This window comes from Cobetia sp. QF-1, from assembly GCF_002213105.1.
In the GTDB taxonomy this organism is placed as follows: Bacteria; Pseudomonadota; Gammaproteobacteria; order Pseudomonadales; family Halomonadaceae; genus Cobetia; species Cobetia crustatorum.
This window is the reverse complement of record NZ_NBVS01000002.1, coordinates 500,117-521,039: the sequence shown is the minus strand read 5'-3', so window position 1 is coordinate 521,039 and position 20,923 is coordinate 500,117. Positions and strand designations below refer to the sequence as shown.

The 20,923-nt window shown below is 56.7% G+C and carries 16 protein-coding genes and 4 tRNA genes; 6 read left to right on the top strand and 14 right to left on the bottom strand.

The genetic code is table 11. The annotated features are described in order from the left end of the window. The first annotated feature begins 86 nt into the window (after nucleotides 1-86). Entirely contained in the window at nucleotides 87-1,049 is a 963-nt protein-coding gene (locus tag CFN46_RS05550; RefSeq protein WP_024952935.1) for a LysR family transcriptional regulator, read from the top strand. Between the two features lie 148 nt (nucleotides 1,050-1,197). Here the strand turns inward: CFN46_RS05550 and CFN46_RS05545 are convergent, their stop codons facing one another. Beyond that, nucleotides 1,198-2,922, bottom strand: coding sequence for a bifunctional diguanylate cyclase/phosphodiesterase (locus CFN46_RS05545; protein ID WP_024951819.1), 1,725 nt, complete (start codon nucleotides 2,920-2,922; stop codon nucleotides 1,198-1,200). Nucleotides 2,923-3,386: 464 nt separating this feature from the next. Between CFN46_RS05545 and queC the strand changes: the two genes are divergently transcribed. From queC to CFN46_RS05525, 4 genes are read left to right on the top strand one after another with little or no spacing between them, the layout of a single operon-like run. Next, complete coding sequence (gene queC / locus CFN46_RS05540; RefSeq protein WP_088742910.1) at nucleotides 3,387-4,085, top strand: 7-cyano-7-deazaguanine synthase QueC; 699 nt, start codon at nucleotides 3,387-3,389, stop codon at nucleotides 4,083-4,085. After that, complete coding sequence (gene queE, locus CFN46_RS05535) at nucleotides 4,085-4,777, top strand: 7-carboxy-7-deazaguanine synthase (protein WP_088742909.1); 693 nt, start codon at nucleotides 4,085-4,087, stop codon at nucleotides 4,775-4,777. The genes queC and queE overlap by 1 nt, the downstream gene beginning before the upstream one ends. A gap of 8 nt (nucleotides 4,778-4,785) precedes the next feature. Then, nucleotides 4,786-5,703, top strand: a complete 918-nt coding sequence (locus tag CFN46_RS05530; protein ID WP_141103632.1) for a 6-carboxytetrahydropterin synthase — start codon at nucleotides 4,786-4,788, stop codon at nucleotides 5,701-5,703. Beyond that, complete coding sequence (locus tag CFN46_RS05525; protein ID WP_024951815.1) at nucleotides 5,700-5,978, top strand: YkgJ family cysteine cluster protein; 279 nt, start codon at nucleotides 5,700-5,702, stop codon at nucleotides 5,976-5,978. The genes CFN46_RS05530 and CFN46_RS05525 overlap by 4 nt, the downstream gene beginning before the upstream one ends. A 76-nt stretch (nucleotides 5,979-6,054) precedes the next feature. On the opposite strand, the gene CFN46_RS05520 is transcribed toward CFN46_RS05525, so the two are convergent. The 3 genes from CFN46_RS05520 to CFN46_RS05510 all read right to left on the bottom strand — a co-directional run bounded on the left by CFN46_RS05520 (nucleotide 6,055) and on the right by CFN46_RS05510 (nucleotide 9,927). Next, nucleotides 6,055-7,260: a GTP-binding protein gene (locus CFN46_RS05520; RefSeq protein WP_088742908.1), complete on the bottom strand. Its 1,206-nt coding sequence runs from the start codon at nucleotides 7,258-7,260 to the stop codon at nucleotides 6,055-6,057. A 176-nt stretch (nucleotides 7,261-7,436) separates the two neighbouring features. Beyond that, on the bottom strand, nucleotides 7,437-8,588 hold the full coding sequence (locus CFN46_RS05515) for an iron-containing alcohol dehydrogenase (RefSeq protein WP_024951813.1): 1,152 nt from the start codon (nucleotides 8,586-8,588) through the stop codon (nucleotides 7,437-7,439). 340 nt (nucleotides 8,589-8,928) lie between these two features. Further along, a complete protein-coding gene (locus CFN46_RS05510; protein ID WP_024951812.1) occupies nucleotides 8,929-9,927 on the bottom strand; it encodes an NADP-dependent oxidoreductase in 999 nt (332 codons plus the stop codon). 269 nt (nucleotides 9,928-10,196) lie between these two features. Between CFN46_RS05510 and CFN46_RS05505 the strand changes: the two genes are divergently transcribed. Then, a complete protein-coding gene (locus CFN46_RS05505; RefSeq protein ID WP_051510832.1) occupies nucleotides 10,197-11,153 on the top strand; it encodes a LysR family transcriptional regulator in 957 nt (318 codons plus the stop codon). Between the two features lie 107 nt (nucleotides 11,154-11,260). Here CFN46_RS05505 and CFN46_RS05500 read toward each other — a convergent pair whose 3' ends face one another. From CFN46_RS05500 to CFN46_RS05455, 10 genes are all read right to left on the bottom strand, one after another. Next, the gene (locus CFN46_RS05500) at nucleotides 11,261-13,075 is read right to left on the bottom strand and encodes a SurA N-terminal domain-containing protein (RefSeq protein ID WP_088742907.1); all 1,815 of its coding nucleotides are present in this window, start codon (nucleotides 13,073-13,075) and stop codon (nucleotides 11,261-11,263) included. Between the two features lie 257 nt (nucleotides 13,076-13,332). Beyond that, nucleotides 13,333-13,605 carry an HU family DNA-binding protein gene (locus tag CFN46_RS05495; protein WP_024951809.1) on the bottom strand — a complete coding sequence of 91 codons (273 nt, stop codon included), beginning with the start codon at nucleotides 13,603-13,605 and terminating at the stop codon, nucleotides 13,333-13,335. A 176-nt stretch (nucleotides 13,606-13,781) separates the two neighbouring features. Beyond that, nucleotides 13,782-16,190, bottom strand: coding sequence for an endopeptidase La (gene lon / locus CFN46_RS05490; RefSeq protein ID WP_088742906.1), 2,409 nt, complete (start codon nucleotides 16,188-16,190; stop codon nucleotides 13,782-13,784). Between the two features lie 234 nt (nucleotides 16,191-16,424). Beyond that, nucleotides 16,425-17,714, bottom strand: coding sequence for an ATP-dependent Clp protease ATP-binding subunit ClpX (gene clpX / locus CFN46_RS05485; RefSeq protein ID WP_024951807.1), 1,290 nt, complete (start codon nucleotides 17,712-17,714; stop codon nucleotides 16,425-16,427). Between the two features lie 88 nt (nucleotides 17,715-17,802). Further along, complete coding sequence (clpP, locus tag CFN46_RS05480) at nucleotides 17,803-18,423, bottom strand: ATP-dependent Clp endopeptidase proteolytic subunit ClpP (RefSeq protein ID WP_024951806.1); 621 nt, start codon at nucleotides 18,421-18,423, stop codon at nucleotides 17,803-17,805. A gap of 121 nt (nucleotides 18,424-18,544) precedes the next feature. Continuing rightward, a complete protein-coding gene (gene tig, locus CFN46_RS05475; RefSeq protein WP_024951805.1) occupies nucleotides 18,545-19,897 on the bottom strand; it encodes a trigger factor in 1,353 nt (450 codons plus the stop codon). A gap of 313 nt (nucleotides 19,898-20,210) precedes the next feature. After that, nucleotides 20,211-20,285, bottom strand: a tRNA-His gene (locus tag CFN46_RS05470). Nucleotides 20,286-20,351: 66 nt separating this feature from the next. Next, nucleotides 20,352-20,426: transfer RNA gene (locus CFN46_RS05465), tRNA-His, on the bottom strand. 92 nt (nucleotides 20,427-20,518) lie between these two features. Beyond that, nucleotides 20,519-20,595, bottom strand: a tRNA-Arg gene (locus CFN46_RS05460). Nucleotides 20,596-20,663: 68 nt separating this feature from the next. Then, a tRNA-Pro gene (locus CFN46_RS05455) sits at nucleotides 20,664-20,740 on the bottom strand. Nucleotides 20,741-20,923 lie beyond the last annotated feature (183 nt).

The following is a 20,923-nucleotide window of genomic DNA, read 5'->3' as shown; positions in this document are numbered from 1 at the left end:
GCGACATCGATAGTCACATCACTTCCTGCCATCAAGGCAAGCAGCGAAGTGACCACTTTTCCGATTGCATCACGAGAGGTCATACCGTGGATAAAGCATCCCGCTTGTTGCTGTTTCTAGATGTCGTGGAAACGCAGAGTTTTTCCAAAGCGGCAGACCATCGTCAGGTCAATCGCTCGGTGGTTTCCAAACAGATTAGCCGCCTGGAAGAAGAGCTTCAGATTCGCCTTTTCAATCGTTCCACTCGCTCGCTGGCATTGACTGATGCAGGACGTGAGATTCATCAGCATGCACTACGACTGCGTGAGGTACTGGAAGATACTGACGATGTGGCTGGCGCCTATCAGGATGGGCCACGTGGTGTACTCAAGATCACCAGCCCAAGCCATTTCGGTCGCACTTATGTAGCTCAGGCAGTCCGCCTGTATATGGAACGCTATCCGGACACTCAAGTAGAAGTACGTCTGGAAGATCACCTGACGGACATCATCGGTGGTGGGTATGACCTCGCCATCCGCATGTCGGAGCTTGAGGATTCCAATCTGATTGCTCGCCCGTTGGCAGCGCACCGTCACTTGATTTGCGCATCCCCTGCCTTTATCGAGCGCTATGGCATGCCAAAGACCACGGAAGACCTTTCAGGCCTGCCCGCGGCCGTCTACTCCCGTGATGGCTTTATTCTCGACCGCCTACGCATATGCAGTGAAAGTGGCGTCGAGGAGAAGGTCGCATTGGACTCACGCCTCAAGGTCAATGATGGCGATGTCCTGCTAAGCGCCATCAAGTCAGGCGCCTGTTACGGCATGGTATCGGCCATCAACATCAATGATGAAATACTCACTGGTGAGTTGATCCCACTGCTGACCGAAGTAACGATGAAGCCATTGCCCTTTATTCATCTGGTCTACCCGCACCGTCAGTATCTACCGCAGAAAACGCGTCGCTTCAGCGATTGTTTGCAGGAAGTGGTAGGCACACCACCGGTCTGGGAGCAGCGAATCCCGGGCTTCGATAGCATGTACGGCTACGGCAAGGTCTGCGGTAGCTGACACCAATATCGCCAAGGTCGAACTAGAGCGTCAGAACTAGAACACCAAAGCTAGAACACCAGAACTAGAACGCCCGCCATGCAAGTGCATGGCGGGCGTTTGTTTGTCGATGCTTAGCGATTCGTGTCTCACTACCACGAGACAGCGGTCAGGAAGTCCCAATACATGGATGAACGTAAGGCTTGCGGTTCAACCACTCGATCAACTCTGGAAGCCGCTTGGGCCGTGCATAGCGGAAGCCCTGCACCAGATGACACCCCATTTCGATCAATAGGCGTTCCTGCTCGGCGGTTTCGACGCCTTCTGCCAACACCTCCATTCCCAAGCTATCTGCCAGAGAAATAGCGTGAGACACGATGGCCCGATCGCGTGAGTCATGATCAAGGCAACGCACGAATTGTTGATCAATCTTGAGGCGACACGCACGCAAGTCACGTACATAGAGTAATGATGCAAAGCCGGTCCCAAAATCATCGATAGCCAAGCGCACACCACGGTCAATCAGGCCAGTCAGTCGCTCCACGACACGATCGAGATCCGGCACGCGTGAGGATTCGGTAATTTCGAGCTCTAGGCGCTCCGGGGCAAAATCATGCCGCGCCAGTGCCTCTGACACCCGCGCCGGGAAACCGGGATCACGGAACTCCTGCGCTGAGACGTTGATGGCCACCGATAGCGGTTTGCCATCTGGCGTGACCAAATCTCGCGTCGCCAGGAATGCTGTATCCATGACCCGCGCCCCGACCGTACCGATCAGCCCATACTGCTCGGCCAGTGGGATAAAGCGTCCCGGGCCGATGGTGCCAAGCTCCGGGTGATCCCAACGTACCAGCACCTCAACGCCGACTGCCTGCCCACTGACAAGGTCAAACTGCGGCTGGAAGGCGAGATCGAGCTCTTCAAGGTGCTCACGCAGATCACTGGTCAGACGGTAATCATTGAGATGACGCATATGAGCTCCCGGCGAGAACACATGCCACGGACCACACACATCGATATCGTCGTGCTCGCCGTGCAGCATGGCCAGTTCTGCCAGATGCATGAGTCGGTAGGCGCGTCGCGCATGTAGCGGCGCAAGACTGATACCCACCCGCGCTGTCACCGGCAGCATCTTGCCATCCAGGCGCATCAGCGTGACCAACCGCTCGCATAGCTCACTGGCGCGAGCGATCAACGCCGCTTCATCGCCCTTGAGGAACAATGCAAAGGCATTACCCAACGGACGACAGACCAATGCATCGCGATACTGCAGTGACATGGACTCTGCCATGCGCTCCAACAGCGGGTCTATTCGTTCAGCACCATGGGCGGAGTTGATGATTTCCAGGTGCGTCAGAGATAGATAGATGATGCCACCATCGGTAGCCTCCTCAATCAGCAACTCATCTACCTGGGCATTGAAACGGTCACGTGACAAAAGGTTGATCGGCTGCAAACGACGCAATGCAATCAGTGCCTTGTCGTCGAGACCGGACGCTCTTGCTTCTGCCAATCCCGAGAAAGGAGCCTTGAGACGCACACGGCGCTCGCTCACCGGCTCCAGGCGCGGACGAGCCAGCCCGAAGAGTTCTTGCCAGCCGCAGGTATTAGCGATCAGTTGCTCATCATCGAACACCGCTATCCTCCACGGAAGATTGGTCTGCTGTACTAACAACCAATCACCAAGTCTTCCGGTAATGCCGACAAGCCAGAAATTCGGCTGACCACTCAAGCCACAGGGCTCTGGCATGCGAGGCACAGGAGATGGCAGCTCTGGCTGGTTATCCACTTGACGGGCGCGCGGAGAACTCCAGGCTAGCTGGCCGAAACGATCATAGATCCACAAGGGTTCTTCAATGGAAGACAGCAGTTTGATCAGGATATCGAGAGGCACGTTTACCCCGCCTATAGTGACAAAGAAAAATCCTTTCGGCCCTGTTCGACAGCGCCTTCAGCAGCACGCTGTTTTCACCACCAAGAATGAGACAAGACAACTCGGGTTACGGTGAATCCATCAACAGATACACGGTGTCGCCATACAAAAGCACACACAAGAACTCTATACACGAATAATAGTCACTTGAGTCTATGCCAAGCCATAGGAAAGGTACCAAGGCTATTTTCTCGACAACTCAACGCTTGGATCTCGACCATGGCATTCCGAGTCGCGTAAAGCCATGTATAACTTGTGTTGCGGCATCTCGCGTCAGTAGCATCAGGCGGTGCGGAAGAGTAGGATAGGCGCCCGTTTCGCCCGGACCGGATCCCGGGCGCCGAATCCATCGGTCAAAGAAATTCTCCGTCATGACTCAACACGTCCCGAATTCCGCTACACCCTCTAGCACTCCTGCCACTGACATGGTGTCTGCGCCACGCGCGGTCGTCATCTATTCCGGTGGCATGGACTCCTACACTGTACTGCATCAGGCATTGAAGGAAGGCTTCGAGGTACATGCTCTTTCCTTCCATTACGGCCAACGTCATTCACGTGAACTCGATGTCGCTCGCGCGGTATGTGAATCACTGGGTGTGGCACATGAAATCGTCGATATTCGTGCGATTCATGGCCTGATCAGTAACTCTGCGCTGACCAATGTCGATCAGGCGATGCCGAAGGCTGACTACGACGAAGCCTCGATGACCTCGACCGTGGTGCCTAACCGCAACATGATCTTGCTGTCATTGGCCATCGCCAAGGCGGTCAATATTGACGCCGATGTCTGCTTCTACGGTGCTCATGGTGGGGATCATGTGCTTTATCCGGACTGTCGCCCTGAATTCGTCGACAAGATGAATGCAGTCGCCGCGATCGCCAATTTCTCGCCAATCGAGATCCGTGCGCCCTTCTTGCACTCGCGCAAGGATGAAATCCTGGCCGCTGGCATCGCCATGCAACTCGACTACAGCCAGACCTGGACTTGCTATGAGGGTCGCGAACTTGCCTGTGGCGAATGTGGTAGCTGCCGTGAGCGCTTAGAGGCATTTGCCAGCCACGGCCTGAGCGACCCACTTGGCTATGAAATGCCTGCGACAGCCAAGGGCACGGACACTCTCTGATGTATACGGTAAAGGAAGCTTTCTACACCCTGCAGGGCGAAGGTGCTCGCGCAGGGCGCGCCAGCGTGTTCTGCCGCTTTGCCGGCTGCAATCTGTGGAGTGGTCGCGAGCGCGACCGTGACACGTCTGTCTGTCGCTTCTGCGATACCGACTTTATCGGCACTGATGGCCAGAATGGCGGCAAGTTTCGCGAGGCGCAGTCGCTCGCGGATTTCCTCGCAAGCCTATGGCCGGAGCACTCAGGCATTGCGACACCCTATGTCGTCTTCACCGGCGGGGAGCCACTGCTGCAACTGGATAGCGTCTTGATAGACGCCATGCATGCTCACGGATTCGAGATTGCGGTAGAAACCAATGGCACGGTTATCCCGCCAGCAGGTATCGACTGGCTGTGTGTCAGCCCCAAGGGCGCTAGCACTCTGATCGTCAGTGCCGGCGATGAGCTCAAACTCGTCTATCCGCAGCCCGAGGCATTGCCAGAGCGCTTCGCTAGCCTGGATTTCACCCACTTCTATCTGCAGCCGCTGGATACCTCCGCACTGGAAGCACTGCCAGCGCCCGCTGCCGCGCTGGCGCATTACCATGAAGTACTGGCCCGCGAGACGCCCATGACGCAGTGCGTCAACTACTGCATGGCCAATCCTCAGTGGCAGCTGTCGCTACAGACTCACAAAATCAGTGGTATCGATTGATGAAAGCAATGATCACCAAGACCCTGTTCGTCAGGGCACTGACAGCGTTGGATGCCTCCACCTGGAGCAACACGCGCGGCCTGTACGGCATCAGTCAGCATCTTGATATCGAACTGGACGGCGAAGTTGGCCACGATGGCATGCTGTTCGACTTCGGCAATGTGAAGCCATGGGCCAAGGGGCTTATCGATCAGGATGCGGACCATACCTTGATCGTGCCAACACTGGCGGAAGGTGTCAGTGTCACCGATTGCCCCGAAGGGCTGTCACTGCGCTTCACCCAGCCCTACGCCATGGAAGTCCGTGGCCCACGTCAAGCTTTCTGCCTGCTACCCGTCGCCGAGATTACCGACGAGGTGATGACTCAGCACTTCGAGAAGCTGCTGATGCGCAGGCTTCCGCCACGCGTTGATGCCATTCGCGTCAAGTTGCGCAACGAAGTCATCGACGGCGCGACCTACACCTATAGCCATGGCCTGCGTCATCATACGGGCAACTGCCAGCGTATTGCGCACGGCCATCGCTCACCGCTGATCATCGAGCGCAACGGCGAACGCGATACGACACTGGAAGCAGAGTGGGCCGAGAAGCTGCATGACAGCTATCTGGCGGAAGAGGCGGACCTGTTCGACCGCCCAGGCCGTGACATGGTGTTCAGCTACGAAGCACCGCAGGGCAAGTTCCGCATTCGCCTGCCGCGTCAGCGTGTCTGGCTGCTGCCAACGCCGACCACCATCGAATGGATCGCCGACTGGTTGGCTCGCCAGATCGCACTCGAGAGCGGTGATACGATCCGTGTCGAGGCCTACGAAGGCATCAACAAGGGCGCCATCGCCCTGCACACGCCTGAAAGCGCTCGCCAACCCCTGGTCATGCCTACGCTGGATACATCCAGAGAAGAGGTAGCAGGCAATGAAGCCTCATGAACCACAACACGGCCACTGATCCCGCACCCGGCTGTCGTGCCGGGTGCGGTGCCTGCTGCATTGCGCCTTCGATCTCGAGCGCCATTCCCGGCATGCCCGATGGCAAGCCGGCAGGCGTACGCTGCATTCAGCTCGACACTGACAACCTGTGCAAGCTCTTCGGCCAGCCGGAGCGTCCGGCGGTGTGTGGCAACTTCGGCTTTGACCGTGAGCTGTGTGGTGATGGCCGCGATGAAGCACTGCGCCTGATCGGTGAGTGGGAACGCCTGACCTGACCCTCCTGCGCCCCCATCAGGCCACCTCACCGGATGCTCTCAACAAACAACACGGCTGCTGTCCAGATGAAGAGATCTAGCGGAAAAAGCTGAAAGGCTCCGCTGCCCCGTCACTGCGACATGCCAACAGTGCCTGAGTCAGCATCGCTGTCTCGCCAAAGGGCGAGGCCACGCTGCTATCCATGGGTGACTGGCCATCCGAGTGCGAGGCAATCAGCTCCAGACGCGAATCCTGTCGCCAACTTGAAGGCGATAACTCAGCTCGCCCATTGGCACGGTTGTAACTACGCCAGCCCTCCTGCACATGAAAGACTCCTTTCACTCGCCATTCGCGCGGCAAGCCATCCAGCCACTGGGTCAGACGGTCGAGATCAAATACCTCAGCGGGAGCCAGTCGCCAGCCGATGCTGGCATGCCCAAGGCGCTCTGCCTGCTCGATCACCGGCGCACCAGGCAAGGGGATTACGGAAGATGAGGCATCAGAAGGCGGCGAGGAACGCGATGCATCAACCGCGTCACCGTCCTGCGGTAGAGTCGATGCTAGACGAGCACTGGCATGCGCCACGCGATGCTCGGCAGGCATTGCAAGTCCTGCAAACGCCTGAATATCTTCCTCTGTCTCGATACCGTTTATCAGCCATTCGATCAGCGTGGCATCATCCCCTTCTCTCATCGCCTGCGGAGCACCTTCTGCATCGCGACCCAGCTCTGCGATCCAGCGTTTGCGTGGCCATAGCCCTTCCAGATAATCATGGGCTGCCGTCAGCTGCTGAGGAGTCGACAGATCACGCTTGCTCAGCACAACGCCACCGGCCAGGCTCAACTGATCCTGGAAGGTGCCATGTTCGAACGTGCGTGCATCCTCCAGAGCCCGAGGGTCAAGCAGCGTAATCACCTCCTGCAGCACTAATGCTGAGGCCAGCCCTTCCCCACGCAACACATCGATCAAGCCTGCCGGATGGCCCAGCCCCGATGGCTCGATGATCAGTCGATCAGGGCGCGCCCGATGGATCAAGCTGACCAGACCCGCTTGCAGCACGAACGCCAGCTGACAACACATGCAACCGCCGGGCAATCCTTTGACGGTGATGTCATCGCGCTCAGCGAACAGCGCCTGATCGATCCCCACCTGCCCGAACTCATTGACCAGGATTGCCCAATGTTCGTCCGCAGGCTTGGCAGCGACCAATGCCTGTATGAAGCTGCTCTTGCCGGTGCCGAGAAAACCGGTAATCAGATGGACAGGAATGGGCCTGAGCGGCGCACGTGAATCCAAGGGCATGGAAGAATCTCCGCAGCAGGAAAAGCAATTGGTACGCATCAATTGTTACATAATAACAAAACTTACCTGACAGTCACCCACAAACTGAGCTTCCTGAACGCACAATCCCCCCGCCACCGGAGTGACGAGGGGATTGAGTATCGACGAGCGCCTGGTATGCCGCCAAGCAGCGCGCGTCAGGCAGCGCGCGTCAAAATGCGGCGAGCAACGTCAGGGGTGATATCACCGTGCTCACCGATGGCAGTAAAGCCGTGACGGGTCAGATTCTCGACCAGTTTGTCGATGCTATCAGCCGAGATGCTGGCCTCACTCAACGACACTGGGGCACCCATGCGTGTGAAGAACTCACGCGTCTTGACGATGGCAGCCCGTGCAACGCTCTCGTCATCGCCTTCCAATGCCCAGACACGGCGGCCGTACTGGGCCAGCTTGGCGCGCTTGGCCTCGAACAGCTCCTCCCACAGCGCCGGCATCACGATGGTGAGAGTGCGACCGTGATCAACGCCATGCAGTGCAGTGATCTCGTGTCCGATCATGTGCGTAGCCCAATCCTGCGGCACACCACGACCAATCAAGCCGTTGAGACCCAGATTGGCGGCCCACATGATATTGGCACGTACCGCCAGGTCATCCGGCTGACTCAGCACCTTGGGGCCTTCCTCGATCAAGGTCATCAGCAGCCCTTCCGAAAAGCGGTCCTGCACTGGTGCATTGACGGGATAGGTCAGGTACTGCTCGCTGACATGAATGAAGGCATCGACCACGCCATTGACACTCTGGCGCTCCGGCAAGGTCAGAGTCGTTGCGGGGTCAAGCACCGCGAAGCGCGGATATGCCAGCTCGCTGAACATCGGCAGCTTGTCGTGAGTCTCATAGTTGGTCACGACGGCATTGCCGTTGGATTCGGAACCGGTAGCCGGCAGCGTCAGTACGACACCCAGTGGCAGCGCCGTCTGCGGATGCTTGCCTTCAGCAAGGATTTCCCACGGGTCGCCTGCATGGCACGCCGCCAGTGCCAGAAACTTGCTACCGTCAGCCACGCTGCCACCGCCAACGGCTAGCAGAAAATCGATCTTCTCGCGCTTGATGACGTCCAGCGCCTCCAGCAGGGTATGGTAGCTCGGATTGGGCTCGATGCCACCGAAGCTCCACCATTCACGCCCCTCAAGAGCGCTCTCGATCTGGTCCATCACGCCATTACGCTTGATGGAACCACCACCATAGGTGACCAGCACGCGGGCATCTGCGGGAATCTCATCGCGCACCTTGGCAATCTGGCCAGCACCGAAGTGGACACGGGTCGGGTTCTGATAGGTAAAGTCTTGCATGTTGCGCTCCTCGCGACGTCAGCGACAGTGCAGGGTTCCATTACGGACTCAATGCCAGCAGGTGTCGTCTGACGCGATATATCGTTTTCGGGGTAAGAGCGATGGGTGGCAAGACAGGTAACATCGCCGCCTATCGCTACAGATGCTGAGGAGCATTCTACCGACAGAACTACGACTAAAGGAGAGGGTGATGCTCACGTCTTTGATTCCATACCGGCATCAATAGAGTTATCACCACTTTCTGAAATACCCTCTCAAGTCTTTCATGGCCGTACTGATGACATAAAAATGGCCCGCCGAGGCGAGCCATTTTCATCAGCTAGAACGATCAAGCAACCGCTTACAGACGCACTAGCATCTTGCCTTTGTTGGCACCGGTGAAGAGCTTCAGGAACGCATCTGGCGTCTGCTCGAGCCCTTCTTCGACGGTCTCTTCATACTCGATCTCACCCTTGGCGACGAGCGGCCCTACTTCTTCGAGGAAACGAGCATAGTTATCCCAATGCTCGAAGACGATGAAGCCCTGCATGCGAGCACGGCGTACCAGGATCATCGCGAGGTTCGCAGGGCCTTCCACCGGCTGAGTGTCGTTGTAACGCGAGATCATGCCGCAGACAGCGATACGTGCACCGACGCGCAGGTTATTCAACGCCGCCACCAGACAATCACCGCCGACGTTCTCGTAATAGACATCGAAGCCGTCTGGGCAAGCATCATGCAATTCTGCTGTCAGTTGCTCAGCGTTCTTGCCTTTGTAGCTGACCGCCTTGACGCCACGTGCCTCAAGCCAATCAAGTTTCTCCTGACTACCGGCGATGCCGACGACGGTGCCGCCCTTGGCCTTGGCCAGCTGTACAGCAAGAGAACCCACCGCGCCAGAGGCGGCACTGACCAGCACATTATCACCTTCTTTCATTTCAGCGATGATATTGAGACCTGTCCAGGCGGTCATGCCTGGCATGCCCAACACGCCCAGATAGGCCTGATCCGGCACTTCGATGCTCGGCAGCGCCTCAACCTGATCAGCCGACAGCTGAGCAATATCACGCCAGCCATCCATATGACGCACCTTGTCACCGACTGCGAAGCGGGAATCACGTGATTCGATCACTTCCCCGACGGCAGCGCCCTGCAGCGGAGCATTCAGCTCAAAGGGGTCAATGTAGGTTTTTACACCACTCATACGGCCCCGCATGTAGGGGTCGACAGATAACCAGGCATTACGAACACGAACCTCGCCTTCAGCCAGTTCAGCCAGTGCCTCTTCACGCAGCTTGAATAGCTCGCGCTCCGGAGTGCCTGTCGGATAATCGGTAATGGTGAAATAACGTGTCTGCATGGGATGCTCCTTGCGAGTAGGTCTGTCGAATCATCACGTTGATCTGCTCAATGTGACGATAGCCGCTGGTAATCGTTCCACCAGCGGGAAGATGCCGCCAGATTACTCGCGATCGAGTTATCACACCAATGCCAAAAACTGAATTCCGGTATGCGCAAGGCTGATATCATTGGTGGTTGAAAATCACTGCCGATTCCCCAAGCGAGCATTCCGCTCGCCTCTCGGATTGGCTTTCTTCACGTTGGTCTTTTCTACACTTGGAGACTGTCATGCACTTGGCCGAATTGGCACGCCATGATCTCAATACACTCGTGGCACTGCATGCCCTGCTGGAGACGCGAAGTGTCTCGCGGGCCGCAGAGCGCCTGAACCTGAGCCAGCCTGCCGTCTCACGCACACTCGGACGCTTGCGTGAAGCCTTTGATGATCCACTCTTTGTACGCGCTCAGCGCGGCCTGCGCCCTACCGCGCGCGCTGAGGCACTACAACAGCCTCTAGCGCGTCTACTACAGGCGCTAGGCGCGCTATTGGCACCGCCGGAGTTTTTCCCGGCGGATAGCCAGCGACGCTTTCAGCTGGCGACCACAGACTATGGAATGCATGCATTCGTCGCGCCACAGATTGCGCCTCTGCATCGTGAAGCTCCAAACGTGCGTCTCGATATTCAAGCCTACGGTGGCAATGTCGAACAGCAGCTGGATGAAGGAGGACCTGAACTTGCGATGTGCGTGCCGACTGCCAAAGTTCCGGCAGGAGTGCACGGGCGAGAAATTGGAGCGGATCACTTTGTCTGTGTCATGCGCAAGGACCATCCGCTGGCTACCAAGCCCACGTTGAGTCTTGACGATTTTCTGGTGGCGGGTCATCAATTGATCAGCATGGGCGGCGATGAACGTGGCGCGGTAGACCTGGCACTCGCTGAGCAAGGCTTGAGTCGCCAAGTCGTCCTGCGCCAGCCTCACTTCCTCGCTGCTTTCAGCGTCACCTGCCACAGTGACTTGCTGCTCTGTGTGCCTGGCTGTCTAGCCGCCAGCATGCTGGAACAACTACCTTTGACCATCAGACCACTGCCGATCGATATCAATAGCTTTTCCTACTGGCTGGTATGGCATGAACGTCTGCATCACGACGCTGGGCACAGCTGGCTACGGCAACGGCTATCTGCAGGCATCCAGGTTCGTCATCGTGAGCTGACACAGCGACTCCGCCACCTCCTTAACGTCTGACAATAAAGGCAGGCGAGGTCGCATTAATTACGCATGGACTTCTACAGACATAAAAAACCGCCACCCAAAAAAGGTGGCGGTTTTTTATACTCTCGAACAACTAATGTTTACTTACGTTCGATGTCAGCCCGCTCACGCAAGGATTCCTGTAGTCCCTGCACCGCTGCCTGCGCTTGCAGGCGACTGGCGAGGCGCGACAGGAACTGATCCATCTCGCCTGGCTCGGATTCACCAACATCCGTCAGTTCAATCAGCGCAATACCGTTCTTGAGCACTGCATGACCGTATACCGACTTGCCACCCTGCGGATGAGCCAGCGCAAAGGCCTGCTTGACAAGGCTTTGTGGAAGCTGGGAGTCGGCCTGGCGGCTAACATCCTTGGCCTCGCGCCAATCAATACCATCAACCTGCTGTCCATCACTCAGGGTTTTCAGGTCTGACTCGGCCAGGGCCTTGAGCGCATTGGTGGTCTTGTCGGCAGTTGCTTCACGCTGCACCTGCTGCTTGACCTCATCAAAAGCCAGTGTGGTAGCAGGGCGCTGCTCAGCCACACGCAGTACCAGACGACGACTGTCATCCAGCTCGATCACATCGCTGTTGTAGCCTTCCTTGAGCACTTCATCATCGAAGGCAGCAGACATCACGCCAGGCTCTGATAGCAACGCATCATCAGTATCCTGTGCGACCCAATCCGTCTGCTGCAGCGGGAGGTCGAGATCCTTGGCAACACTCTTGAGGTCATCTGCCGCGAAGCTCTCATCCTTCAGCTGCTGCGCTTTCTCGTTGAAGGCATCGCGTGAGGCCGACTGGCGAGCATCCGTCAGCAGCTCGTCACGCATGTCATCAAACGAGGCGATATCCAATCCCGTCACCTTGATCAGGTGCAGGCTGTCGCCGGTATCGACGATGTCAGAGACCTGACCTTCATCCAGCGCGAAAGCGGCATCATCAAACTCTTCACCGAAGATGCCACGCGTGATGACACCCAGTTCACCGCCTTTATCAGCAGTCGAGCTATCTTCGGAGACACTTGCCGCAACCTTGCCAAAGTCGTCGCCAGCGGCCAGCTGATCACGAGCGGCTTCAAGCTTGCTACGCGACTCTGCTACGTCGTCACCCTTCTCAACCATGATATGTGCGATCTCACGCGGTGCTTCAGCGCGCTTGGCAGCATATTCAGCTTGCAGGGCTTTATCCGTCACCTGTCCCCCTTCAGCAAGCTTTGCTTGATCCAGTAGCACGTAAGTCAGCTTGACCTGTGCCGGACGGCTATAGTTCTGCTGGTGACTGTCATACCAGGCCGTCAGCTCGTCATCACTCAATGTGACCGGGGCTTCAAGATCTGCACTGCTCAGTGTGGCGTAGCGGAAGCTACGGGTCTGGCGCTGAAGCTTGCTCAGCGCTTCTGTTTCGCTCGGCAACACGAAAGCGCTACTAGCAAAGCCTTGACGCAGCTGCTCACGCAGAGTGTCGCTGCTCAGTTGCTGACGGAAGGACGTCGGCGAATAGCCAGCGCTGGCCAGGCGGTTACGGAAGACATCGGCATCGAAGCGCCCCTTGTCATCCTGAAACTCAGGAAGGCTCACGATCAGTTGATCGAGCTGGGCATCCGAAAGATGCAGACCACCCTCTTCTGCATACTGATCCAACAGGCGTGAGTCGATCATCTGATTGATGATTTGAGTGCGCGCTTCACGCTCCTGCTCCGGCGCCACCTGGCCAGAACGAATAGCACGCTGTACTTCAGTTTCTACCGACTGACGGCTGATCTTGTCACCGTTGACGGTCGCCACCTCATCGCTACTGCCAGTAAAGGCACCAATGATGGACTCGACGCCAAAGAAGGCAAAGGTGACAACAATAAAGCCAACGATCGTCTTGGCCACCCAGCCATGCGACCGGTCTCGAATTCGTTGCAGCATGCAAGCCTCGAACTACAGGGATAGGAATGGCCACAAGGGCCGCGACTCAGTGACTGATGATTATACGCATGCCGCCAGCAGATGCAGGTGCCTTTCAGCTACCGAATGATAATGGCTGGGCATCAGTCATGAAAACAGTCACAAAAAAAGCGCATCGCCAGGCGATGCGCTTCGGTATCTTGGTTCCGACCCGGCAGACAATGAAGCACCTGACGAATCGGAACCGCGTCACCGGGAGCCTGCAACGCAGGCAGACCTCAGTTGACGGCGTCTTTCAGTGCCTTGCCTGCTTTGAAGCTCGGCACCTTGGCAGCACTGATTTCGATCGGAGCGCCAGTCTGCGGGTTACGGCCAGTACGAGCAGCACGATCCTTGACAGTAAAGGTGCCGAATCCGACCAATGCCACGGTCTCACCTTTTTTCAGGCTATCAGTGACGGTGTCGACCATCGCATCGAGTGCACGGCTAGCTGCTGCTTTCGGAATATCGGCAGATGCAGCAATGGCTTCGATCAGCTCGGATTTGTTCACTATTCACCCCTTGAATTTGCAAAAATTACCAGAAATCAGCGCGAGAAATACGGATACCAAACACGATCGCGACGATGCGGAGTTTATAGCAACGCCCTCAAACGACTGTCAAGCAACCTCACGCGCAAAACCGCACCATACCGCCGTTTCGACAGCGGCATGGCCGAAAAAATCCGTCAATGTGTACTGATCATTGTCTGACGACCACTTGCATCGTCTGACCGAGTTTCATCCTTCTCAGCAGAAGGCTTTTCTGCTAGAGCGACCTCAAGAACCTCATCAATCCAGCGCACCGGCCGAATATCGAGTGCATCCTTGATAGTATCCGGGATCTCTTTGAGATCACGGCGATTTTCCTCGGGAATCAGTACCAGCTTTATACCACCACGTCGGGCTGCCAGCAATTTCTCCTTGAGCCCACCGATCGGCATGACTTCGCCACGCAGGTTGACCTCACCGGTCATGGCCACATCACAGCGCACGGGTCGTCCGCAGTAAGCGGACACCATCGCAGTGACCATTGCAGCGCCCGCACTGGGGCCGTCCTTAGGCGTAGCGCCTTCCGGCACGTGAATATGCAGATCTTCCTTCTCGAAGCGCTCAGGCGCGATACCGAAGGCTTCTGCACGTGCACGTACGACGGTGTGTGCCGCGCTCACGGACTCTTTCATGACATCGCCCAATGAGCCGGTCTTGCTGACCCGCCCCTTGCCAGGCGTCACGACGGATTCGATGGTTAATAATTCGCCACCCACCGACGTCCAGGCCAAGCCAGTGACACGACCAATCTGATCTTCTGCATCAGCCAAACCGAAGCTGTACTTGCGCACGCCAGCATAATGCTCAACCTGCTCAGCTTCGAGGTGCATTGAGGCCAGTGCACCTTCCTTCGCTTCCGCTACGACACGCTCACGCACGATCTTGCGACATACCTTGGCAATCTGACGCTCCAGCTCACGGACACCCGCTTCACGGGAATAGTAACGAATCAATTCCAGCACGGAGGCTTCACTGAACGTCAATTCACCTGGCTTGAGGCCATTTGCCTTGAGCTGCTTAGACACCAGATAGCGCATCGCGATGGCGAGCTTCTCGTCTTCGGTGTAACCCGGCAGACGGATGATCTCCATGCGGTCACGCAGCGGGCCCGGAATATTCATCGAATTGGAGGTACAGATGAACATAGCTTCGGACAAATCATAGTCAAGCTCGAGGTAATGATCTGCGAACTTGTCGTTCTGCTCCGGATCCAACACTTCGAGTAGCGCCGACGCCGGGTCGCCACGATGGTCCATGCCCAGCTTATCGACCTCATCGAGCAGTACCAACGGATTCTTCACACCCGTCTTGGCCATGCGCTGGATGATCTTGCCCGGCAATGCGCCAATATAGGTACGCCGATGGCCACGAATCTCGGATTCGTCACGCACGCCGCCCAACGCCATACGCGTGTACTGACGATTGGTCGCACGGGCGATGGACTTGCCCAACGAGGTCTTGCCGACCCCGGGAGGGCCTACCAGACACAACACCGGCCCCTTGAGCTTCTTGACGCGCTTTTGCACGGCGAGATACTCAAGAATGCGTTCCTTGACCTCATCAAGTCCGTAATGGTCTTCGTCGAGCACGCGAGAGGCGTGATCGAGATCATGGCGGACGCGAGTGCGTTTTTTCCACGGCACGTCGCACAACCAGTCAAGGTAGGTGCGCACGACAGTCGCTTCAGCAGAGGTCGGGCCCATCATCTTGAGCTTGTTGAGCTCTTGATTGGCCTTGTCCTCTGCCTCTTTCGGCATGCCAGCGTCCTTGATACGACGCTCGTACTGCTCAACCTCATTGGGTACGTCATCCAGCTCACCCATTTCTTTCTGGATGGCCTTCATCTGCTCGTTGAGATAGTACTCGCGCTGTGACTTCTCCATCTGCTCCTTGACGCGCGTACGAATGCGCTTCTCGACCTGCAGCAGGTCGATTTCCGCTTCGATCAACGTCATCAAGTGCTCGATGCGGTCGCGCACCTTGTCCATCTCGAGCAGCGCCTGCTTGTCATTGATACCCAACGACAAGTGCGCACTGATGGTATCCACCAGTCGGCTCGGGTCTTCGATACCCTGCAGGCTGCCCAGTACCTCGTTAGGCACTTTCTTGGACAACTTGACGTACTGCTCGAACTGATTGAGCAGCACACGCACCAGCGTCTCCTGCTCACGCTCGCTGAGCGGCTGGCTTTCACGCAGGACGACATCAGCAATGCTGTGGCCGTCTTCGTGCAGACGAATATCCTTGATATCAGCGCGCGAATTGCCTTCGATCAGCACCTTGACGGTGCCGTCCGGCAGTTTGAGCAGCTGCATGATGTCAGCAACGGTACCGATGGCGAACAAGTCTTCCGACGTCGGATCGTCCTGACCGGCTTCACGCTGCGCAGCCAGCAGGATTTTCTTGTCACCTTCCATGGCCACTTCGAGGGCCTGGATCGACTTCTCCCGGCCGACGAACAGCGGAATCACCATCTGGGGATAGACCACCACATCCCGCAACGGTAGCAGCGGAAGTGTCAGGGTCTGATCATCGTTCTGCTCCATGGCAGACGTTCCTCGGTATTCGGTGGGTGGGCCGCGTCACGCGGCTCTCGGATTCAGAGACCATGGGGGCAAGGTCATGATTTTGCAATGATCCCGACACCTGTAGCGGTAACTCAACGCTAATTGAAGCCACAGGACGATGATCAATCACATTGTCAGAGGTCACGATGAGTATCCGCATACGCAACGGGGGGCCTTGCGGCCCCCCGTTGGTGATACTCAGGCCTGGACGCGTTAGCCGTCCTTGCCGGCCACCTTGTCCTGACTTTCTTCACTCTTGGAGTAGATCAGCAATGGCTTACTGTCACCGAGGATGACCGACTCATCGACCACCACCTTGCTGACGCTCTCTTCAGAGGGAATGTCATACATGGTATCGAGCAGCACAGACTCAAGAATCGAACGCAGGCCACGTGCACCGGTACGACGCTCGATCGCCTTGCGTGCCACAGCACGCAGCGCATCTTCACGCAGGTCCAGCTCGACATCTTCCATCTCGAACAGACGCGAGTACTGCTTGACCAGCGAGTTCTTCGGTTCCGTCAGAATCTGCACCAGCGCATCTTCATCCAGCTCGGTCAGTGTCGCGATGACCGGCAGACGACCGACGAACTCAGGGATAAGACCAAACTTGACTAGATCACTCGGCTCGACGTCTGCCAGCACACGCCCAACGGTTTTCTCATCCTGCTTGCTCTTGACCTCAGCATTGAAGCCGATGCCACCCTTCTCGGCGCGCTCACGGATGACCTTGTCGAGACCCGCGAAAGCTCCCCCTACGATGAACAGGATATTCGCCGTGTTCACCTGCAGGAACTCCTGCTGAGGATGCTTGCGGCCACCTTGCGGCGGCACCGAGGCAGTAGTGCCCTCAATCAGCTTCAACAGCGCTTGCTGCACGCCTTCACCGGAAACATCCCGCGTGATGGACGGGTTATCAGATTTGCGTGAGATCTTGTCGATCTCATCGATGTAGACAATGCCACGTTCGGCCTTCTCAACATCGTAATCGCACTTCTGAAGCAGCTTCTGGATGATGTTCTCGACATCCTCACCGACATAACCTGCTTCGGTCAGGGTGGTCGCATCCGCGATGGTGAAGGGCACATTCAACAGACGTGCCAGCGTCTCGGCCAGCAGCGTCTTACCGCTACCTGTCGGGCCGATGAGCAGAATGTTGGACTTACCCAGCTCCACCTCGTCCCCAGTCTTCTGACCGGCACGCAGACGCTTGTAGTGGTTGTACACTGCCACGGACAGCACACGCTTGGCGCGGTCCTGACCGATCACGTAATCGTCGAGAGTCGAACGAATCTCACGCGGCGCCGGCAGGCGATCATCATCACCTTCGGCGTCGGCTTCAAGGACCTCTTCGCGAATGATGTCATTGCACAGATCGACACATTCGTCGCAGATGTAGACGGAAGGTCCCGCGATCAGCTTGCGCACTTCATTCTGGTTCTTGCCACAGAAGGAGCAGTACAGCAGTTTGCCGTTCTCGTCCTTACCTTTGCCGTCAGCCATTCGCGTACCTCTCAATGGCGGCGACTCCCCCGGGGAGTCGCCGGAAATGCATGTTTGCCGACGTCAGGTCAGCCGTGTACGAGGAAGATTATTCCACGTCAGGACGGCGTTCCAGCACGGCGTCGATCAGGCCGTACTCCATTGCCTGATTGGCGGCCATGAAGTTGTCACGGTCGGTATCACTGGCAATGGTATCGAAATCCTGGCCAGTGTGATGCGCAAGAATACGATTCAGCTTCTCGCGGATGGTCAGGATTTCCTTGGTATGGATCTCGATATCCGTCGCCTGACCCTGATAGCCGCCTAGCGGCTGGTGGATCATGACGCGTGAATTCGGCAGAGCGTAACGCTTCTCAGCCGCACCGCCGGCCAACAGCAGTGCACCCATACTTGCAGCCTGACCAATACACACGGTCGACACGTCGGGCTTGATGAACTGCATGGTGTCGTAAATCGCCATCCCTGCAGTCACCGATCCACCCGGCGAGTTGATATACAGATGAATGTCCTTGTCAGGATTTTCAGACTCGAGGAACAACAGCTGAGCCACCACGAGGTTGGCCATGTAGTCCTCAACCGGACCGACAAGGAAGATCACCCGTTCCTTTAGCAGGCGGGAATAGATGTCGTAGGCCCGTTCGCCGCGAGCATTCTGCTCGACAACCATCGGAACCAGACCGCCAGCATTCTTGATGTCGAAGTCGTTCATGGGGGCTTCCTTCATCCGATGACGTTGATATCCATTGAGCATGCCACTTTACCCCGCCCACTGACCAGAGACCCGGCCGTAGCCGGGTCCTGATCTAGCAAGCAAAAGGGGTAGACAGGATTTAGGCCTGCTCGCCTTCTGCTTCAGCAGTCTCTTCTTCTGCTTCTTCCTGCTGCTGAGCGGCTTGCAGGGCTTCCTGGTAGGACATGGTAACGTCCTTAACCTGAGCCTGTGTCAGCAGCTTGTCAACGGCCTTCTCTTCCAGCAGAACAGACTTGAGCTGGTTACGCGCCTGTTCGTTAGACGTGTAGTACTCAGTGACCTGGGTCGGGTCCTGATACTGCTGAGCCATTTCGGCAACACGCGCTTTCAGCTCGTCTTCGCTGACATCCATTTCGCTACTGCTGACGACTTCGCTGAGCAGCAAGCCAGTCTTGACACGCTGAACCGCTTGATCCTGGAACAGCTCAGCTGGCAGCTGGGAGACATCGAAGTCTTCGCCCAGACCAAACTGCTGTGCAGCTTGACGCTTCAGGCCGTCGATTTCCTGATCAGCCAATGTCTGCGGCACCAGGATATCGTTAGCTTTGGTCAGTTCGGCCAGCACTTGCTGCTTGACGCGATTCTCGATCGCGTTCTTCAGCTCACGCTGCATGTTCTTCTTCACTTCGACCTTGAAGCTTTCGACGTCAGTCGCTTCCAGACCGAACTGAGTGATGAACTCCGCATTCACTTCCGGCAGTTCCTGAGCCTTGATGGCGTGGACCTTGACCTTGAAGGTCGCTTCCTGACCGGCGAGGTGCTCAGCCTGGTAGTCAGCCGGGAAGGAAACCTTGATTTCCTTTTCGTCGCCAGCAGCGGCGCCGACCAGCTGCTCTTCAAAGCCCGGGATGAAGCTGTTGGAGCCCAGCACCAGCTCGTGACCTTCAGCCTTGCCGCCTTCGAATGCTTCTTCACCGAGGAAGCCTTCGAAATCGAGGTTGACCTGGTCGCCATCGGCAGCAACGCGCTCGACGTCAGTCCAGGTAGCATTCTGCTTGCGCAGAGTCTCGATCATTTCTTCAACATCAGCATCGTTCACTTCAGCCTGCGGACGCTCGATTTCAGCGCCGTCGATCGGCTTCAGGTCGATTTCCGGATAGATTTCCAGAGTTGCAACAAACTCCAGGTCCTTGCCAGCTTCATCGACAGTCGCGTCGATTTTCGGCCAGCCAGCCGGGTTGAGTTCGTTTTCAGTGACGGCGGTCACGTAGTGCTGGCGCATGATTTCGCCAACAATCTCGTTACGCACATCTTTACCGTAACGCTGGTGCACCACTGCCATCGGCACGTGGCCCTTGCGGAAGCCGTTCAGACGAACGGTCTTGGCGGTTTCCAGAAGACGGGCGTTGACGGCCTGGTCGACTTCAGAAGCCGGCACCGTAATGGTGACCGTGCGCTCGATCGGAGAAGTCGTTGCGACAGAAGCTTGCATGAAATTTCCTCTACCCACTGGTGGCGTTCGAATCATAAAGGCGAAGATTGTAGAAACCCCGCCACGCGCTGGCAAGCGCGGATATGACATGCCATATGGTGCCTTGGTCCAAGATTTTCAAGGAACCAGGCCATTTTCTGCTCTACTCAGCCGTTCTGCGGACGCATCGTGTGCGTACCCGCTCGAAATTTGCGTGAGTGGAACAGTGCGAAAAACACGAAAAAAGGGGGAGAAAGCCATTGGCCTTCTCCCCCTTTTGCGGCATGCCGCCCGCCCAAGCGGGCCAGGCAGCATCCTGATATTCATCGAGAAATGGGGTGGATGATGGGGTTCGAACCCACGACCACCGGAGTCACAATCCGGGGCTCTACCACTGAGCTACACCCACCACTTCTGAAACCTGACAAAAAATTGCCATTTCCATCTCGTTGATACTGTTCAAGCTGATATACAATGGGGTGGATGATGGGGTTCGAACCCACGACCACCGGAGTCACAATCCGGGGCTCTACCACTGAGCTACACCCACCACTGTATGGACAACTTTACATCGTCTGGTCGTAACCATCAGATTCACAACACGCAATCTGACTTCCATCCACATGACAAATATCATGCTGATGGTACGCCCAGCAGGACTCGAACCTGCAACCTACGGCTTAGAAGGCCGTTGCTCTATCCGGTTGAGCTATAGGCGCAGAAACTGACACTGCGAGTCAACTCCGGATAAAGTTTGAACACCACCCTAAAAGGCATTGCATTCAAATGGTCGGGATAGAGGGATTCGAACCCCCGACATCCTGCTCCCAAAGCAGGCGCGCTACCAGACTGCGCTATATCCCGAAACCGTCTTCAACCGACTGTCGAACCCCGTCGATGCGAGGCGTATTCTACCAAACTTCCGTCTGCGGTCAAGCCCTTACGTGATTTTCTTTCCAAAAGAATCACGACATGAAAAAAACGACGTATCGCTCCGAGACACCTTTGCCTCGAGTCTTGCTTCTCAATGCTCATACCAGACTATAC